This is a genomic window from Flavobacterium zhairuonense (assembly GCF_004352915.1).
Taxonomy (GTDB): Bacteria; Bacteroidota; Bacteroidia; order Flavobacteriales; family Flavobacteriaceae; genus Flavobacterium; species Flavobacterium zhairuonense.
This window is the reverse complement of record NZ_SJSY01000075.1, coordinates 68,516-84,970: the sequence shown is the minus strand read 5'-3', so window position 1 is coordinate 84,970 and position 16,455 is coordinate 68,516. Positions and strand designations below refer to the sequence as shown.

General features: G+C 34.5%; 16 protein-coding genes. 14 read left to right on the top strand and 2 right to left on the bottom strand.

What is annotated here, in order from left to right; genetic code table 11:
• Positions 1-39 precede the first annotated feature (39 nt).
• The 5 genes from EYY60_RS16975 to EYY60_RS16955 all read left to right on the top strand — a co-directional run bounded on the left by EYY60_RS16975 (position 40) and on the right by EYY60_RS16955 (position 6,105).
• Positions 40-2,490 carry a TonB-dependent receptor gene (locus EYY60_RS16975; protein WP_132990499.1) on the top strand — a complete coding sequence of 817 codons (2,451 nt, stop codon included), beginning with the start codon at positions 40-42 and terminating at the stop codon, positions 2,488-2,490.
• Between the two features lie 64 nt (positions 2,491-2,554).
• The gene (locus tag EYY60_RS16970) at positions 2,555-2,887 is read left to right on the top strand and encodes a hypothetical protein (RefSeq protein ID WP_132990498.1); all 333 of its coding nucleotides are present in this window, start codon (positions 2,555-2,557) and stop codon (positions 2,885-2,887) included.
• A 15-nt stretch (positions 2,888-2,902) separates the two neighbouring features.
• Positions 2,903-3,205 carry a hypothetical protein gene (locus EYY60_RS16965; RefSeq protein WP_132990497.1) on the top strand — a complete coding sequence of 101 codons (303 nt, stop codon included), beginning with the start codon at positions 2,903-2,905 and terminating at the stop codon, positions 3,203-3,205.
• Positions 3,206-3,208: 3 nt separating this feature from the next.
• Positions 3,209-4,759, top strand: a complete 1,551-nt coding sequence (locus EYY60_RS16960) for a PepSY-associated TM helix domain-containing protein (RefSeq protein ID WP_132990496.1) — start codon at positions 3,209-3,211, stop codon at positions 4,757-4,759.
• Positions 4,760-4,977: 218 nt separating this feature from the next.
• Positions 4,978-6,105 (top strand): PepSY-associated TM helix domain-containing protein, encoded by a 1,128-nt coding sequence (locus tag EYY60_RS16955; RefSeq protein ID WP_132990495.1) that lies wholly within the window; start codon positions 4,978-4,980, stop codon positions 6,103-6,105.
• Between the two features lie 37 nt (positions 6,106-6,142).
• On the opposite strand, the gene EYY60_RS16950 is transcribed toward EYY60_RS16955, so the two are convergent.
• Positions 6,143-6,490 carry a toxin-antitoxin system YwqK family antitoxin gene (locus tag EYY60_RS16950; RefSeq protein ID WP_132990494.1) on the bottom strand — a complete coding sequence of 116 codons (348 nt, stop codon included), beginning with the start codon at positions 6,488-6,490 and terminating at the stop codon, positions 6,143-6,145.
• A 210-nt stretch (positions 6,491-6,700) separates the two neighbouring features.
• On the bottom strand, positions 6,701-7,696 hold the full coding sequence (locus EYY60_RS16945; protein ID WP_132990493.1) for a TlpA family protein disulfide reductase: 996 nt from the start codon (positions 7,694-7,696) through the stop codon (positions 6,701-6,703).
• Positions 7,697-7,854: 158 nt separating this feature from the next.
• Between EYY60_RS16945 and aspS the strand changes: the two genes are divergently transcribed.
• The 9 genes from aspS (at position 7,855) to EYY60_RS16900 (ending at position 16,451) form a co-directional block, all read left to right on the top strand.
• Entirely contained in the window at positions 7,855-9,606 is a 1,752-nt protein-coding gene (gene aspS / locus EYY60_RS16940) for an aspartate--tRNA ligase (protein WP_132990492.1), read from the top strand.
• 309 nt (positions 9,607-9,915) lie between these two features.
• On the top strand, positions 9,916-10,110 hold the full coding sequence (locus EYY60_RS16935; RefSeq protein ID WP_007137066.1) for a cold-shock protein: 195 nt from the start codon (positions 9,916-9,918) through the stop codon (positions 10,108-10,110).
• A 241-nt stretch (positions 10,111-10,351) separates the two neighbouring features.
• Entirely contained in the window at positions 10,352-10,717 is a 366-nt protein-coding gene (locus EYY60_RS16930; RefSeq protein WP_026727107.1) for an NADH-quinone oxidoreductase subunit A, read from the top strand.
• A gap of 156 nt (positions 10,718-10,873) precedes the next feature.
• The gene (locus EYY60_RS16925) at positions 10,874-11,422 is read left to right on the top strand and encodes an NADH-quinone oxidoreductase subunit B (protein ID WP_026727108.1); all 549 of its coding nucleotides are present in this window, start codon (positions 10,874-10,876) and stop codon (positions 11,420-11,422) included.
• 1 nt (position 11,423) lies between these two features.
• Positions 11,424-11,945, top strand: coding sequence for an NADH-quinone oxidoreductase subunit C (locus EYY60_RS16920; RefSeq protein ID WP_132990491.1), 522 nt, complete (start codon positions 11,424-11,426; stop codon positions 11,943-11,945).
• Between the two features lie 18 nt (positions 11,946-11,963).
• On the top strand, positions 11,964-13,202 hold the full coding sequence (locus tag EYY60_RS16915; protein ID WP_132990490.1) for an NADH-quinone oxidoreductase subunit D: 1,239 nt from the start codon (positions 11,964-11,966) through the stop codon (positions 13,200-13,202).
• 146 nt (positions 13,203-13,348) lie between these two features.
• The gene (locus tag EYY60_RS16910) at positions 13,349-13,879 is read left to right on the top strand and encodes a complex I 24 kDa subunit family protein (protein WP_132990489.1); all 531 of its coding nucleotides are present in this window, start codon (positions 13,349-13,351) and stop codon (positions 13,877-13,879) included.
• 1 nt (position 13,880) lies between these two features.
• Positions 13,881-15,251 carry an NADH-quinone oxidoreductase subunit NuoF gene (gene nuoF, locus EYY60_RS16905; protein ID WP_026727112.1) on the top strand — a complete coding sequence of 457 codons (1,371 nt, stop codon included), beginning with the start codon at positions 13,881-13,883 and terminating at the stop codon, positions 15,249-15,251.
• Positions 15,252-15,422: 171 nt separating this feature from the next.
• Positions 15,423-16,451 (top strand): 2Fe-2S iron-sulfur cluster-binding protein, encoded by a 1,029-nt coding sequence (locus EYY60_RS16900; RefSeq protein WP_132990488.1) that lies wholly within the window; start codon positions 15,423-15,425, stop codon positions 16,449-16,451.
• Positions 16,452-16,455: the final 4 nt, after the last annotated feature.

Genomic DNA, 16,455 nt, shown 5'->3' with positions numbered 1-16,455 from the left:
CACTTAAATTTGCACTATTAAAATTAATTCTAAATAAAAATGAAATTAAAATTTACAATTTCTGTTTTAGCTTTTTGTTTTTTCTTATTGACAGGCACAACATTATCTGCGCAAGAAAAAGCAACTATTAAGGGCAAAATATCTTTAAATAATAATGAATCTCCTGAAGGCATTTCAATAGCTTTAAAAGGCACAAGGTTTGGAACAATTACAGATGATCAAGGAAATTACAAAATCAAAAATGTTAAGCCAGGAAGCTACACTTTAAAAGTTTCAGCAGTTGGTTATAATACAACAGAAAAAAAGATTACTGTTACTGAAGGACAAGAGTTAACTGAAAATGTAAACCTTACTTCAAATTCAGAAGAATTAACAGAAATAGTTGTAAATGGTCGCAAAAATAGTTTTGTACGCAAAGACAACCAACAAGTTTCAAGATTGCCACTTAAAAATCTTGAAAACCCTCAAGTTTATACAACAATTACCGGAAGCGTATTAAAAGAACAAGTAGTTACTACATTTGATGATGCTTTAAAAAATGCTCCTGGTGTTACGCAACTTTGGGCTTCAACAGGACGTGGAGGTGACGGTGCAAGTTACTACTCTCTAAGAGGATTTCCAGTTCAAGCTACTATTGTAAATGGTGTTCCAGGTTTGACAAATGGAAGTTTAGATCCTGCAAACATTGACAGAGTTGAAATTATTAAAGGACCTTCTGGAACTTTATTCGGAAGCAGCTTAATTTCATATGGTGGATTGATCAATACAACAACAAAAAGACCTTACAAAGGATTTGGCGGTGATGTAAATTACACTGTTGGAAGCTATGGATTGAATCGCGCAACTGTAGATCTTAACACCTCTCTTAACGACAAAAAAACACTTAATTTTAGAATTAATTCGGCTTACAACAAGCAAAATACTTTTCAAGACGCTGGTTTTAGAGAGTCATTTTTTATCGCTCCATCCTTGTCTTATGAAGTGAACGACAAGTTATCATTCTTGGTGAATACAGAATTCATGACTAATGAAACAACAAACCCAACAATGTTGTTTTTAGACAGAGGAAACCCTTTAAGAGTTCACAATATCGCTGAATTAAAATACGACAACAAACGTTCTTACACAAGCGACGAATTGACAATCAAAACGCCTTCTTACAACATTCAGGCGCAAATGAATTATAAGCTTTCTAGCCAATGGACTTCACAAACTATATTCTCTACAAGCAACGCTAAGTCAACTGGAAATTACGCTTATTTATATGAAGGAACTGCTTATACACCAATGAAGCCTGGAGACGGAATTGTATTGGCAAGATACTTCAACTACCAAGACAACAAAAACACAACTTTTGATATCCAACAAAATTTTATTGGTGATTTTAAAATCGGAAGTTTGAGAAACAGACTTGTAGTTGGTTTAGATTACTATAACAGAGTTGGTCTTGATCGTGGTACAGGCTATTTTGGAAATGGCTATGTTTATGTCGGAGATAATTTAGCAGCATTTAATGCCATTTTTGGGCCTTCAAACGGTGATACAGGAGATTTGACAAAAGCTGGATCTGATGCAATTGTTGGAAATGCTCCAAGAAACAACAACAAAACAAAACAAGAAGTTTATAGTGCTTATTTCTCAGATGTAATTAACTTCACTCCTGCTTTTTCTGCAATGGTAAGTTTACGTGCGGATCGTTTTATGAACAGCGGTGACGTTTCAACAGATACTGATGATTATAACCAGACATCTTTCTCTCCAAAATTCGGATTAGTTTACCAACCTATTATCGACAAGGTATCGATTTTCGCCAACTACATGAACGGATTTTCAAACGTAGCTCCTAGCGAAAATGTAAATGGAACAGTAAGAACTCCTGTTACTTTTGATCCTGAACACGCCAACCAAATCGAATTTGGTACAAAATTGAATATTTTTAAAGATAAACTATACGCTACTTTAAGCTACTACGATATTAAAGTTTCGAATATGGCGTACAGCGTAAGACCAAATGCAACTGATGTAACGAACTACCAAGACGGCGGACAGCACAACAAAGGTTTTGAAGCTGAATTTATCGCTAACCCAATTACAGGTTTAAACATTATTCTTGGCTATAGCTACAATGATGCTACTTTAACACAAGGAGATGCTGACTTTGTAGGATTCAGACCAGAAAGTGCTGGAGCTTACAACTTGGCAAACTTATGGGCTAGCTACAAATTTACTAGCGGAACACTAAGAGGATTTGGTTTAGGATTTGGTGGAAACTATGTTGGAGACAACAAAATCATGAACAGATCTGTTTCAGGGACATTTACAATTCCAGAATATACAGAACTTAACTCTTCTTTATTTTACAGTACAGAAAAATTTGCTATTACACTTAAGTTAAACAACATCGCAAACAAAGAGATCTATGACGGATGGTCAACAATTCATCCAAAAGATCCTAGAACTTTCGCCGCAAGTTTCTCTTATAAGTTCTAATAAAAAATCAAACAAAAACACCTTTCTGTTTGTTCAGAAAGGTGTTTTTTAAATTCCCGAAATTATGATAACAATTGCCAGTCTTGTCGTTTTTTTAGCTTTTTACACGCTTTATTACACCTCAAAAAGAGCCACTTTATCGTATGATTTAGGGTTTGAAAAATGGATGCAGCGAAATCCAAAACAAACTAAAATCACTGGAGTATTTCTATTGGCTGCGGCATATTTCATGTGGCTTTTTACAAAATCTTTAGGCTGTGGAACATTAATGTTTTTTATTCAGCTGATGACTGTTGGAAGTCTAATTATTATTCTGACTCCATTAAAAAAAGTAAACAGTAAAGCACTTCTAGCATTGCTTGTTTTTGTTGCTATTTTGGAATTCTATTACAACTAAACTTTCTTAATTTTTATGCCTGCAAATCCAAAATATTTAACTCCGGCTTTTTTGCCTCGTTTTCTCAAAATTACAGCAGCGATTTTAGGAGGTTACTTTGTATCTGTCACTTTTCATCTGGCTTTAGCTGCTTGGTTCAATCGTGCAAATGTATTGATCACAATGGCTTTCAGCGGATTTATTCTTTGGGTCGCATTGATGGTCATTGCTTTTTTGGCTAAAAGTGGCTTGAAAATCTGGCTCATTTACATTTTTTTAAGTCTTCTATTTTGTCTTTTTATCTACTTGGGTCAAACCTATAATCAAACGGCGCACTAACCTATGAACAACCGTCATTATAATATCTATTTTCATACACATACTGTCAGCGGTATTGTCATCAGTGTTGCTCTTTTTGTGATTTTCTTCGCTGGGTCTTTTTCTTTTTTTAGAGATGAAATCATCAATTGGGAAAGAAGTGAATCTACAGCTTTAACAAAAGAAATTCAGTTAGATTACAACAATGCACTACAGCATCTTGACAAAAAATATATTTTACACGGAAGAAATATTACGATCTCTAAACCTTCAATAGAAGACAGAGTTGCCATTTATATGGAAGGAACCAAAGATACTTTGGCTCCAGCCAAACAAAAAGAAGGTTCGTTTTTTTATTTAGACAATAAAAATTTCAAATCCTATACTTACGAAGAATCTTATTCTTTAGGAGAATTATTATATCGTTTGCATTTCTTTGCTCAAATTCCATATCCTGTTGGGTATTATCTTTCAGGATTTACGGCTTTGTTTTTCTTGTTCGCCATTATAACAGGAGTTTTGCTTCATTGGAACAAAATTGTATCAAACTTTTATATGTTCCGTCCAAAAGAAAAACTAAAAACACTTTGGACAGACGCGCACACAGCCTTAGGAATGATTGGTCTTCCTTTTCAATTTATTTATGCTGTTACTGGAGCTTTTTTTATGATCAAACTTTTAATCGTTGCACCTGCTGTAATGGCATTGTACGGCGGTGATCAGGACAAATTATATAAAGAACTGGAATATACAGATGCCGATTATAAATTTGAAAATAAAAAATTAGCCAATCCTTTCAATATTAATCAACTTGTTACAAAAGCAAAAAGCAATTGGGCTGATTTTGAAATTACGCGTGTTTTTATCCAAAATTATGGCGACGCCAACATGCATGTTTTAGTTGAAGGTGAAATGTTGAATCACAAAAAATTTACCGGTAACGGAAAAGTGGTTTACCGAATTGCCGATGGAAAAGAAGTTGCGAAGAAAAACCCAGTTACACAAACTAGTTATCTAGATGTTGTAAAGAATGTTTTATACCGAATTCATTACGGCGATTACGGCGGATATGCATTAAAAATAGTAAGTTTCATTTTAGGAATCATTACTTGTTTTGTGATCATTTCTGGAGTCATGATTTGGCTAGTAGCCAGACAAAAAAATAATCTCCCTGAAAAGAAAAGACGTTTCAATTCTGCAGTTGTCCGAATTTATTTAGCAATCTGTTTAAGCATGTATCCAATTACGGCTTTGGCCTTTATTGGAAGCAAAATATTTTATCCTTTAAGTCAGTCTAATTTATTTACAATTTATTTTGGCGGATGGTTATTGCTTACAATCTTTTTTATCATCAAAAAGAATGATGCTTTTACCAATAAATTCTGCCTGATTTCAGGAAGTATTTTAGGATTCCTAATTCCAATTACTAACGGAATTGTTTCTGGAAATTGGTTTTGGACTTCATTCATGGAAAACAAAATTCAGATTTTCTTCATTGATGTATTCTGGATTTTCCTAGCATCGATATCGCTTTATACTGCATATCATTTAAAACCAAAACAAACAGTTTCTTAAAAAGTTTTTCTTTTTTTTCTCTCGCAGATTCCGCAGATTGAGCAGATTTATTTTAAAACTATCTGCTCAATCTGCGGAATCTGCTTGAAATAAAACCTAACGACTTGCCAAGATTTATACTTTTCGACAATCACTCTTTACTTTACTCTCTCGCAAAATAATTAGAATTATTTGTCCCTTATGAATTTTGAGCATAATTTTACGCTTTTAATCAAAAAATGGGATTCAAAACGAAAATACGTTTTCTGCATAAATGGCTCGGATTAATTTCCGGGCTTATTGTTTTTATTGTCTGCATTACAGGCTGTATTTTCTGTTTTCATGACGAAATAAAAGACATAACTCGAAAAGAATGGCGTTTGATTGAACCTCAAAACAAGTCTTTCCTTCCTCCTTCTGCTTTAAAAGAAAAAGCCAAAGAAATTGTTCCGAAGAACAAAATCAGTATGGTTGCTTATTACGGAAAAAATCGGTCAGCTATTGTTTACACTTATTCCGATACTGAAAATTTATACCTCTATTTCAATCCGTACACAGGGCAATATTTAAAAACCGAAAATCCAAAAACCGATTTTTTCATCATCGTTGAATACATTCATTTGTATTTGCTTCTGCCCGATTATATTGGAAAACATATTATTGGTGGCGCAACGATAATCTTTATTTTATTGTTGATTTCAGGAATTATTCAATGGTGGCCAAAACGAAAAAGCGATATTAAAAGAAGTTTTACCATTAAATGGAATGCCAAATGGCGCCGTGTAAATTATGACTGGCACAATACTTCTGGATTTTACATTGCACTGATTGCGCTGATTCTAGCAATTACAGGTTTAACTTTCACCTACGAATGGGTTGGCGATGGGATTTACAAAACCTTCAATTTTGGCGGAGATAAAGCCGCGGAAACAAAAACACCTACAATTGATAGCACTAAATTCAAAACAAATTCTGTTGATGCAATTGACAAAGCTTTTGTAGAAACCATAAAACTACAACCAAAAGCCGAGATGTTTTTTGTCATGATTCCACAACAAAAAGGAGACATTGTAAGCACGGGCGCTTATCCTCACACGTTACGCTATGATCAGCAAAGCAATTATTATTTTCATCCGTCAAGCGGAAAATTGATCAAGAGCCAGACTTTTGACAAAAAAACTTTAGGACTCCAAGTCGTTGAAATGAACTACGGAATCCATACAGGACAAGTTCTAGATTTGTCCGGAAAGATTATCGCTTTTACCGTCAGCCTGCTTGCTTCTGCCTTGCCGATTACCGGTTTTATAATCTGGTTTGGACGCAGCAAAAAATCAAAACATAAAAACATAAAAAAACCGTCCCGTTAAAAAACGAGACGGTTTTTTTATAATTTGTCGAAATCAATTAATTTCTGTTTGCTAAAGCATTTTTCTGTAGATTTTTTACCGAACTAACTTTGTTGTCTACATAAGCTACCTCTTTTAAAGTGTCTTCAGTAAAGAAAATCCATTTTCCAGTTTTCACTCCGTCTGCGTATTCTCCAACGGCTTTTTTATTTCCTTTTTCGTCATAAGATACCCAAACACCATCAAGCTTGCCATCCTTAAAAAAGCCTTCTTGCTGCACATTCCCATTTTCATAGTAATAAGTAGCTTTTACCTTGTTTCCAACGGCTTCTAATTCAGGTTTTGCTTCCTGCGCAACTAACATTCCAGAGAACAATAACGCAGCTAAAATTACACTCTTTTTCATATCTGTAGGTATTAATGTTAAGAAATCTTTATCAAATATAGTCAATTGTTTACATTAAAAAAACTTTTGCTTAACAATTTGGTAACATTGAATAAAAACTTAACATTGGAAATTTCTTCAAAACAAAAAAACCAGCGCTCAGGCACTGGTTTTGCTGGTGTTTTATGAAAATCAGAATATTGCGATAACGTTATCGATTTCGTAAATAAATTAGTTCAATAATGCATTTAATTGCTCAACAAGTTTTGGATCTGATGGTCTTGGAGCATCAGAATTCACAATATTTCCCTGAGGATCAATTAATATGAATCTCGGAATTCCAGTAACTCCATAGTTCACAACAAACTCAGAAGTCCAATCTTTATCAGCAAATAATTGAACACCGCCCAAATTTTTGTCTACTACAAACTTCTTCCATTTTTCATTGTCTTTTTCTTTATCAATAGAAATGCTCACAAACTCAATATTTTTTCCATGATATTTCTCTTCCACTTTTTGCAAGTATGGAATTTCAGCTCTACATGGCGCACACCATGTAGCCCAAAGGTCTATATAAACATATTTTCCTTTTAAGTCAGCCAGTTTTGTTTTTCCTCCTTTAAAATTTTCGTAATCGAATTCAGGTGAAGGCTTCCCTATCAGACTCTTTGCTTTCGATGCTCTTTCATATTCCGCAGACGCATATTGATTAAAACTTTCAAAACTATTTTTTAATGCCGTTTTAAATTCAGGATCAAAATCTCCCTTTTCCAAATTTTCATTATCTGTTTTTTTCTTTTTTTCTAAAAGAGCAGTAAATTCATTCGCTTCTTTATTAAAAGCCTCGTTCTGAAATTTCTCGTCTTTCAACGCCTGTTGCGCCAGAAAATTACTTTCATTGATACCTTTCCCTTTATAAACAATAGTTTCATCAAATTCTTTGGCATCCATTGTTAAGTTAATTTCAGAATTTGGTTTTAGATACAAGTTTGACGATTCAGTTCCATCAGAAAAAACATAAAACCCTTTTGGAGCATCAAAAACTGCAACAAAAACCCCTTTTTTATCAATAGGAATCACTTGCTTAAAACCATTTCTTGCCTTAATCACAAGGGTGTCACTATTTCGATTAGCAATTTTAGCCGTAAATTTTATTTGATTTTTCGCTTGACCAATAACATTCAGGGCGCTAAAAATCAATATTCCTGCAACAAAAAGTTTTTTCATAGATATTAAAATTTGTTTTTAGTGAATCAAATCTAAATAAATAACCGCTTCGAAATTTCAGAATTAACAAAATATTTCAAATTTCTAAGCATCAAGTTTATCACTTTACTATATTATCTTGAATTTTGTATTTACTTTTGCAGTCTAAAATTGAGATCATGTATAGAAGTCATAATTGCGGCGAATTAAACGCTTCAAATATTAATACCGAAGTTACACTTGCGGGCTGGGTTCAAAAATCACGCGATAAAGGATTTATGAATTGGGTTGATTTACGCGACCGTTATGGAATTACACAACTTATTTTCGACGAAAGTCGTACCGATAAAACTGTTTTTGAATTGGCAAAAACTCTTGGACGTGAATTTGTAATTCAGGTAAAAGGAACTGTTATTGAGCGTGAAGCAAAAAACAAAAACATTCCGACTGGTGAAATCGAAATTTTAGTTTCTGAATTAACGATTCTAAATTCGGCATTAACTCCTCCATTTACAATTGAAGATGAAACTGATGGTGGAGAAGATATCAGAATGAAATACCGTTATTTGGATATCAGAAGAAATCCTGTAAAAAACAGTTTATTGTTCCGTCATAAAGTAGCGATGGAAGTTCGTAAATATCTATCTGATTTAGATTTCTGCGAAGTTGAAACGCCTTACTTAATCAAATCTACACCAGAAGGAGCAAGAGATTTCGTTGTACCAAGTCGTATGAACGAAGGTCAGTTTTATGCTTTGCCACAATCTCCACAAACTTTCAAACAACTTTTGATGGTGGGTGGAATGGATAAATATTTCCAAATTGTGAAATGTTTCCGTGACGAAGATTTACGTGCTGACCGTCAACCTGAGTTTACTCAAATTGACTGCGAAATGGCGTTTGTTGAACAAGAAGATATTTTGAATGTTTTTGAAGGTTTGACAAGACATTTATTAAAAGAAATTAAAGGCATTGAAGTAGATAAATTCCCAAGAATTACCTACGATTATGCTATGAAAACATACGGAAATGACAAACCAGACATTCGTTTTGGGATGAAATTTGGCGAGTTAAACGAATTTGCACAACACAAAGAATTCCCGGTTTTTAATTCGGCAGAATTAGTAGTTGGAATCGCAGTTCCGGGAGCAGGAAATTATACTCGTAAAGAAATCGACGGATTAATTGACTGGGTAAAACGTCCGCAAGTTGGTGCATCTGGAATGGTTTACGTAAAATGCAATGAAGATGGAACTTACAAATCATCTGTAGATAAATTCTACGATAATGATGATTTGGCAAATTGGGCAAAAGTAACAGAAGCAAATCCTGGAGATATGATTTTTGTACTTTCTGGTCCTGCAAACAAAACACGCGCACAACTTTCTGCACTTCGTATGGAATTGGCAACTCGTTTAGGATTACGTAATCCAGAAGAATTTGCTCCATTATGGGTTGTAGATTTTCCATTATTAGAATTAGACGAAGAAAGCGGTCGTTACCATGCGATGCACCACCCATTTACTTCTCCAAAACCAGAAGATATGGCTTTATTGGAAACAGAACCAGGAAAAGTTCGTGCAAACGCATACGATATGGTTTTGAATGGAAACGAAATTGGCGGAGGATCTATTCGTATTCACGATAAAGCGACACAGCAATTGATGTTTAAATATTTAGGATTTACTGAAGAAGAAGCTAAAGCTCAATTCGGTTTCCTAATGGATGCCTTCCAGTTTGGAGCACCGCCACACGGAGGTTTAGCTTTTGGATTGGATAGATTAGTTGCAATTTTAGGAGGCCAAGAAACAATCAGAGATTTTATTGCTTTCCCTAAAAACAATTCAGGACGTGATGTAATGATCGATGCGCCTGCTGCAATTGATGATGCACAATTGAAAGAACTTCGTATTAAAGTTGATATCGCATAATTTTTTGCAAAATATTCAAAATACCAACGCCGATTGAAAAAAACCAATCGGCGTTTTTTTATCTTTTTTAAGTAAAAATTTAAATGCAAAATTTACATTTATAAATTATAAAATTCCTACAATATACCTTTTTGCATATTCTTACAATTAATGATTCTCAAATTATCCTATTTTATTAGCATTTTGATGTAATAAACCACGTAAAAACACTGTAAATCAATAATTTTTACAAAAAATTAACACGTACATGTCTTTTGTATTAGTTAATATGTTACATTTGCTTTATTATAAATTATTATTACAATTACAATGCGTACAGGTACAGTAAAATTTTTCAATGAATCTAAAGGTTATGGGTTCATTACAGACGAAGAAACAGGAAAGGACATCTTCGTTCACGCTTCAGGAATTAACGCGGAAGAATTACGCGAAGGTGACCGTGTAAGCTACGAAGAAGAAGAAGGAAGAAAAGGGAAAGTTGCTGCTAAAGTAGCAGTAATCTAAGAAAAATATAGCAATTTATTTTTTTTGCCTCTGAATGGTTTTAAAAACGTCCCGAAGAATCGGGACGTTTTTTTTTGCTTATTTCTTAAAAAAATATTAAAAAAACACCACCTTATTTATAATCAATAAAAATTAGGCATAAACGCATATTCTGAACATACTTATATACTCCTTTAGTTTGTGATTTACATAGTTGAAAGTTATCTTTGTGGCTTATTCTTTAAGTAAAAACCCTAAGTTTATGCAATCTGATCAATACAGTTACATTCCAATTTTAATGCAGTTAGTTCTAGCAGTTGGTTTTGTAGTAGGAACAATAATTATTTCTGGAAAATTAGGCCCAAAAAGAACCTCTGAAGTGAAAGACAAAAACTTCGAGTGTGGTATCGAATCTGTTGGAAATGCACGTATTCCTTTTTCGGTAAAATATTTCCTAGTTGCGATTTTATTTGTATTGTTTGACGTAGAGGTAATTTTCCTTTACCCTTGGGCAGTAAACTTTAAAGATCTTGGCATCGAAGGAATGCTAAAAATGATTGTTTTCATGGCTTTGCTTTTGGTTGGTTTCTTTTACATCATCAAAAAGAAAGCTTTAGAGTGGGAATAAAGAATATTAGATTTCAGATTTTAGATTTTAAATTAAATTGATTTAGAATTTTAGATTTGAAAATAATATCTCAAAATACAATATTGAATTTTAAAATATTGATTTCGGTTTCAAGATCAAAAATCTAAAATCTGAAATCTACAATCTAAAATAAAAATGAGCGATTCAAAAGTAAATATGGTTGCACCGCCAGAAGGAGTTACTGGTGAAGGATTCTTCGCCACAAAACTTAATGATGTTGTTGGTTTAGCAAGAGCTAACTCATTATGGCCGCTTCCTTTCGCGACTTCATGCTGTGGTATCGAATTCATGGCAACAATGGCTTCACATTACGATTTGGCACGATTTGGTTCAGAGCGTGTGAGTTTCTCTCCTCGTCAAGCTGATATGCTTTTAGTAATGGGGACTATTTCAAAAAAAATGGCCCCGATTTTAAGACAAGTTTACGAACAAATGTCTGAACCTCGCTGGGTAATTGCTGTTGGAGCTTGCGCTTCTTCAGGAGGGGTTTTCGATACTTACTCTGTCCTTCAAGGAATTGACAAAGTAATTCCAGTTGACGTATATGTTCCAGGATGTCCTCCAAGACCAGAACAAATTGTTGACGGTGTAATGAGATTACAGGAATTGGTAAAAAGCGAATCTGTTAGACGCAGAAGCTCTCCAGAATACCAAGAATTATTAGCTTCATATAATATCTCATAAAATGGCTTTAGAAAATACCCTGATCCAAGATAAACTTGTAGAAACATTCAATAATGATGTTTTTAGCTTTCATCAAGAAAGAGATATTTTTACTTTAGAAGCTTCGGCTGACAAAATCACAGCATTAATATTATTTTTAAAAAATGATGCTGACTTACAATTTCACTTTTTAACAGATTTATGCGGGATTCATTATCCAGACAATGAGCTAGAGCGCCAGTTTGCTGTAGTGTATCACCTGCACAACTGGATTGAAAATAAACGCATCAGAATCAAAGTTTATTTAAATGGTGAAAAACCTGAAATAAAATCTGTTTCAAATATTTTCTTGAGTTCAAATTGGATGGAAAGAGAAACTTACGATTTCTTCGGAATCAATTTTATTGGTCATCCGCAATTGAAACGTATTTTGAATATGGACGAAATGGTGTCTTTCCCAATGAGAAAAGAATTCCCAATGGAAGACAGCGGAAGAACTGATAAAGACGACAGATTCTTCGGAAGAACAGTATCAAATTGCTAAATAATTCAACATTATAAAATGTCAGAACTATTATTACCACCAGAGCATCGTTATGCTAAAATAATTAAGGAGCGACACAATGAAGACGGAAGCGAACTTTCTGTTCTGAATTTAGGCCCTACACACCCAGCTACACACGGTATCTTTCAAAACATCTTATTAATGGATGGAGAAAGAATTCTTGAAGCTGAACCAACCGTGGGTTACATCCACAGAGCATTTGAGAAAATCGCTGAAAATCGTCCTTTTTACCAAATTACTCCTCTTACAGATCGTATGAACTATTGCTCCTCTCCTATTAATAATATGGGATGGTGGATGACTCTAGAAAAACTTTTGGGTATTGAAGTTCCAAAAAGAGCGCAATATTTAAGAGTAATTGTAATGGAGCTTGCTCGTATTACAGACCACTTGATTTGTAACTCGATTCTTGGTGTAGATACTGGTGCGTATACTGGTTTCTTATACGTTTTTCAATTTAGAGAAAAAGTGTACGAGATTTACGAAGAAATTTGTGGAGCTCGTTTGACTACAAATATGGGAAGAATTGGTGGATTTGAAAGAGATTGGTCTCCAGAAGCTTTCAAAAAAATAGAAACTTTCCTTGAAGAATTTCCAGTTGCTTGGAAAGAATTCGAAAACTTATTCGAAAGAAACAGAATTTTCCTTGATAGAACTGTAAACGTAGGTGCCATTTCAGCTGAAAAAGCAATGGCTTACGGATTTACAGGTCCAAACTTGCGTGCTGCAGGAGTTGATTATGATGTTCGTGTTGCTCAACCTTATTCATCTTACGAAGATTTCGATTTTATTGTTCCTGTTGGAAAATCAGGAGACACTTATGATCGTTTCTGTGTTCGTAATGCTGAAGTTTGGGAAAGTTTAAGCATTATTCGTCAAGCTTTGGATAAAATGCCGGCAGGAAATGAATACCATGCCGAAGTTCCAGATTATTACCTTCCTCCAAAAGAAGATGTATATAATAATATGGAATCTTTAATCTATCACTTTAAAATTGTAATGGGAGAAGTTCCTGTTCCAGTTGCAGAAATTTACCATGCTGTTGAAGGTGGAAATGGAGAGTTAGGTTTTTATTTAGCTACTGACGGCAGTAGGACTCCATATAGATTACATTTCAGAAGACCATGTTTTATTTATTATCAGGCATATCCTGAAATGATTAAAGGTGCGTTGCTTTCTGATGCAATTGTTATTTTATCAAGTTTAAATGTAATTGCAGGAGAATTAGACGCGTAAAAAATTTTAGATTGAAAATCTAGACTTATATAGAATTGAAGAATTCAGATTGAAAAATCTAAAACTAAAACAAAGATTGCAGAATACGGATTGTAGATAAAGATTTGAAAAAATCTAAAATCTAAAATCTAAAATCTAAAATAAAAATGGAACGTAAACATTACAAACAAGAAATAAACATGACCGAAGCATTGATGACACGCATCAATGAATTAATCAGTCATTATCCTGAAGGCAAACAAAAATCGGCTTTATTGCCTGTTTTACATGAAGTTCAGGATGCACACAACAACTGGCTTAGTATTGAACTTCAAGATAAAGTTGCTGAGATTCTTCAGATAAAACCGATTGAGGTTTATGAAGTGGTTACTTTTTATACGATGTTCAACCAAAAGCCAATTGGCAAGTACATGTTTGAATTCTGCCAAACTTCTTGTTGTTGTTTAAGCGGTGCCGAAAATTTAATGGATTACACTTCTGAAAAATTAGGCATTAAAATGGGTGAAACAACTCCTGATGGAATGTTCACTATTGCCGGAGTAGAATGTTTAGGCGCTTGCGGATACGCTCCAATGATGCAGTTGGGAGATTTCTACAAAGAGAAATTGACAGAAGAAAAAATCGATCAGTTAATCGCTGATTGTAGAGATGATAAAATAATATTACACGATAAATAAGATGTCACAAAAAATATTATTAGATAAAATCAATATTCCTGGAATTAAAACCTACGAGGTTTATCGTCAAAATGGCGGTTATGCTTCTGTAGAAAAAGCTTTAAAAACACTTACACCAGACGAAGTAACTGAGGAAGTAAAAAAATCAGGTCTTCGTGGACGTGGAGGTGCAGGTTTCCCTGCCGGAATGAAATGGAGCTTTATTGATAAAAAATCAGGAAAACCAAGACACTTAGTTTGTAACGCCGACGAATCGGAGCCGGGAACGTTTAAAGATCGTTATTTGATGGAATTTATTCCTCACTTATTGATCGAGGGAATGATTACTTCTAGTTACGCTTTAGGCGCCAACCTTTCATATATCTACATCCGTGGAGAATATATGTGGGTTTTCAAAATTTTAGAAAGAGCAATCGCCGAAGCAAAAGCTGCCGGATGGTTAGGAAAAAATATATTAGGATCAGGTTATGATCTTGAACTTCACGTTCATTGTGGAGCTGGAGCATATATCTGTGGAGAAGAAACAGCATTGATCGAATCATTGGAAGGTAAAAGAGGAAATCCTCGTATTAAGCCGCCTTTCCCTGCGGTTTCTGGTCTTTGGGCAAACCCAACGGTTGTAAACAATGTTGAAACTATTGCTACTGTGCCTTGGATTGTAAACAATTCTGGTGATGATTATGCTAAAATTGGTGTTGGCCGTTCAACTGGAACTAAATTAATTTCAGCTTCAGGGAATATCAAAAACCCTGGTGTTTACGAAATTGAATTAGGTTTAAGTGTAGATGAATTCATGAATTCTGATGAATATTTAGGAGGAATGTCTTCAAGCCGTCCATTAAAAGCATTTGTTCCTGGAGGTTCTTCTGTGCCAATTTTGCCAGCTGAATTAATTTTCAAAACAGCAAATGGTGAAGATCGTTTAATGACTTACGAATCTTTAAGTGATGGTGGTTTTGCTACTGGATCTATGTTAGGTTCTGGAGGATTTATCGTTTATGATGACACTGCTTGTATCGTTAGAAACACTTGGAACTTTGCTCGTTTTTACCACCACGAATCTTGCGGACAATGTACACCTTGCCGCGAAGGAACTGGATGGTTAGAAAAAATCTTATGGAGAATTGAAAACGGTCAAGGCCGTGAAGAAGATATCGAATTGTTGTGGAGCATTCAAAGCAAAATTGAAGGAAACACAATTTGTCCACTTGGTGACGCCGCTTCTTGGCCAGTAGCTGCAGCGATTCGTCACTTTAGAGATGAATTCGAATATCATGTTCGTTTCCCTGAAAAAATCAAAAATAGAGATCACTTTGTTGCTGAACCTTTTTCTCAAGTGAAGCATTTAGTAGGCGGTAAAGTAATCGTATAAAAATAAAAAGCAGAAAGTTAAAAAGTTCATAATGTTAAAAAGGACAGCAATTCTTTTCAATATTCCGACTTTCAACAAAAAAGTTTAAAATAGTTTAAAGTTTCAAGTTTTTTTAGTTTCAAGTGAAAACGTGGAACCTGAAACCTGAAACTAAAAAAACAAAATAAAGAGATGAAAGTAACCATAGACGGTCAAAGTATAGACGTAGAACCAGGAACAACGATCCTGCAGGCTGCACGTATGATTGGTGGAGATTTGGTGCCTCCAGCCATGTGCTATTACTCAAAATTAAAAGGGAGTGGCGGAAAATGCCGTTGCTGCTTAGTTGAAGTTTCGAAAGGAAGTGAAGCTGACCCTAGACCAATGCCAAAATTAATGGCATCTTGTGTAACAGGATGTATGGACGGAATGGAAGTAAACAGTAAATCTTCTGCCAGAGTTATGGAAGCCCGTAAATCTGTAACAGAATTTTTATTGATCAACCACCCATTAGACTGCCCAATTTGTGATCAAGCCGGAGAATGTGATCTTCAAAATTTAAGTTTTGAGCACGGAAACCCGAAATCACGTTTTATTGAAGAAAAAAGAACATTTGAGCCCGAAGATATTGGCCCAAATATTCAACTACATATGAACCGTTGTATCTTATGCCAAAGATGTGTACAAGTTGCAGATCAATTGACAGACAACAGAGTTCACGGAGTATTAGACCGTGGAGATCACGCTAATATTTCAACTGGAATTTCTAAAGCAATCGACAATGAGTTTTCTGGAAACATGATTGACGTTTGTCCGGTTGGAGCTTTAACAGACAAAACTTTCCGTTTTAAATCAAGAGTTTGGTTCAACAAACCTTACAATGCACACAGAGAATGTACAACTCCAGGATGTTGCGGTAAAACTACCGTTTGGATGTTTGGTGGTGAAATTCAGCGTGTAACTGGTCGTAAAGATGAATATCACGAAGTTGAAGAATTCATCTGTAACAGCTGTCGTTTTGATCACAAAGATGTGAACGACTGGGTTATTGAAGGACCAAGAGAATTTGAAAAAGATTCTGTTATCAACCAAAACAACTATACTCAAAAATTAGAGAAAGTTGAAATCGATACTGAAAAGAACATTCTTTTAGGTAGAGATATTGACCGTAAAAAGATTAGTATGGCATCAATTCCATTAACTGATAAAGACCAAAAATAGTAAG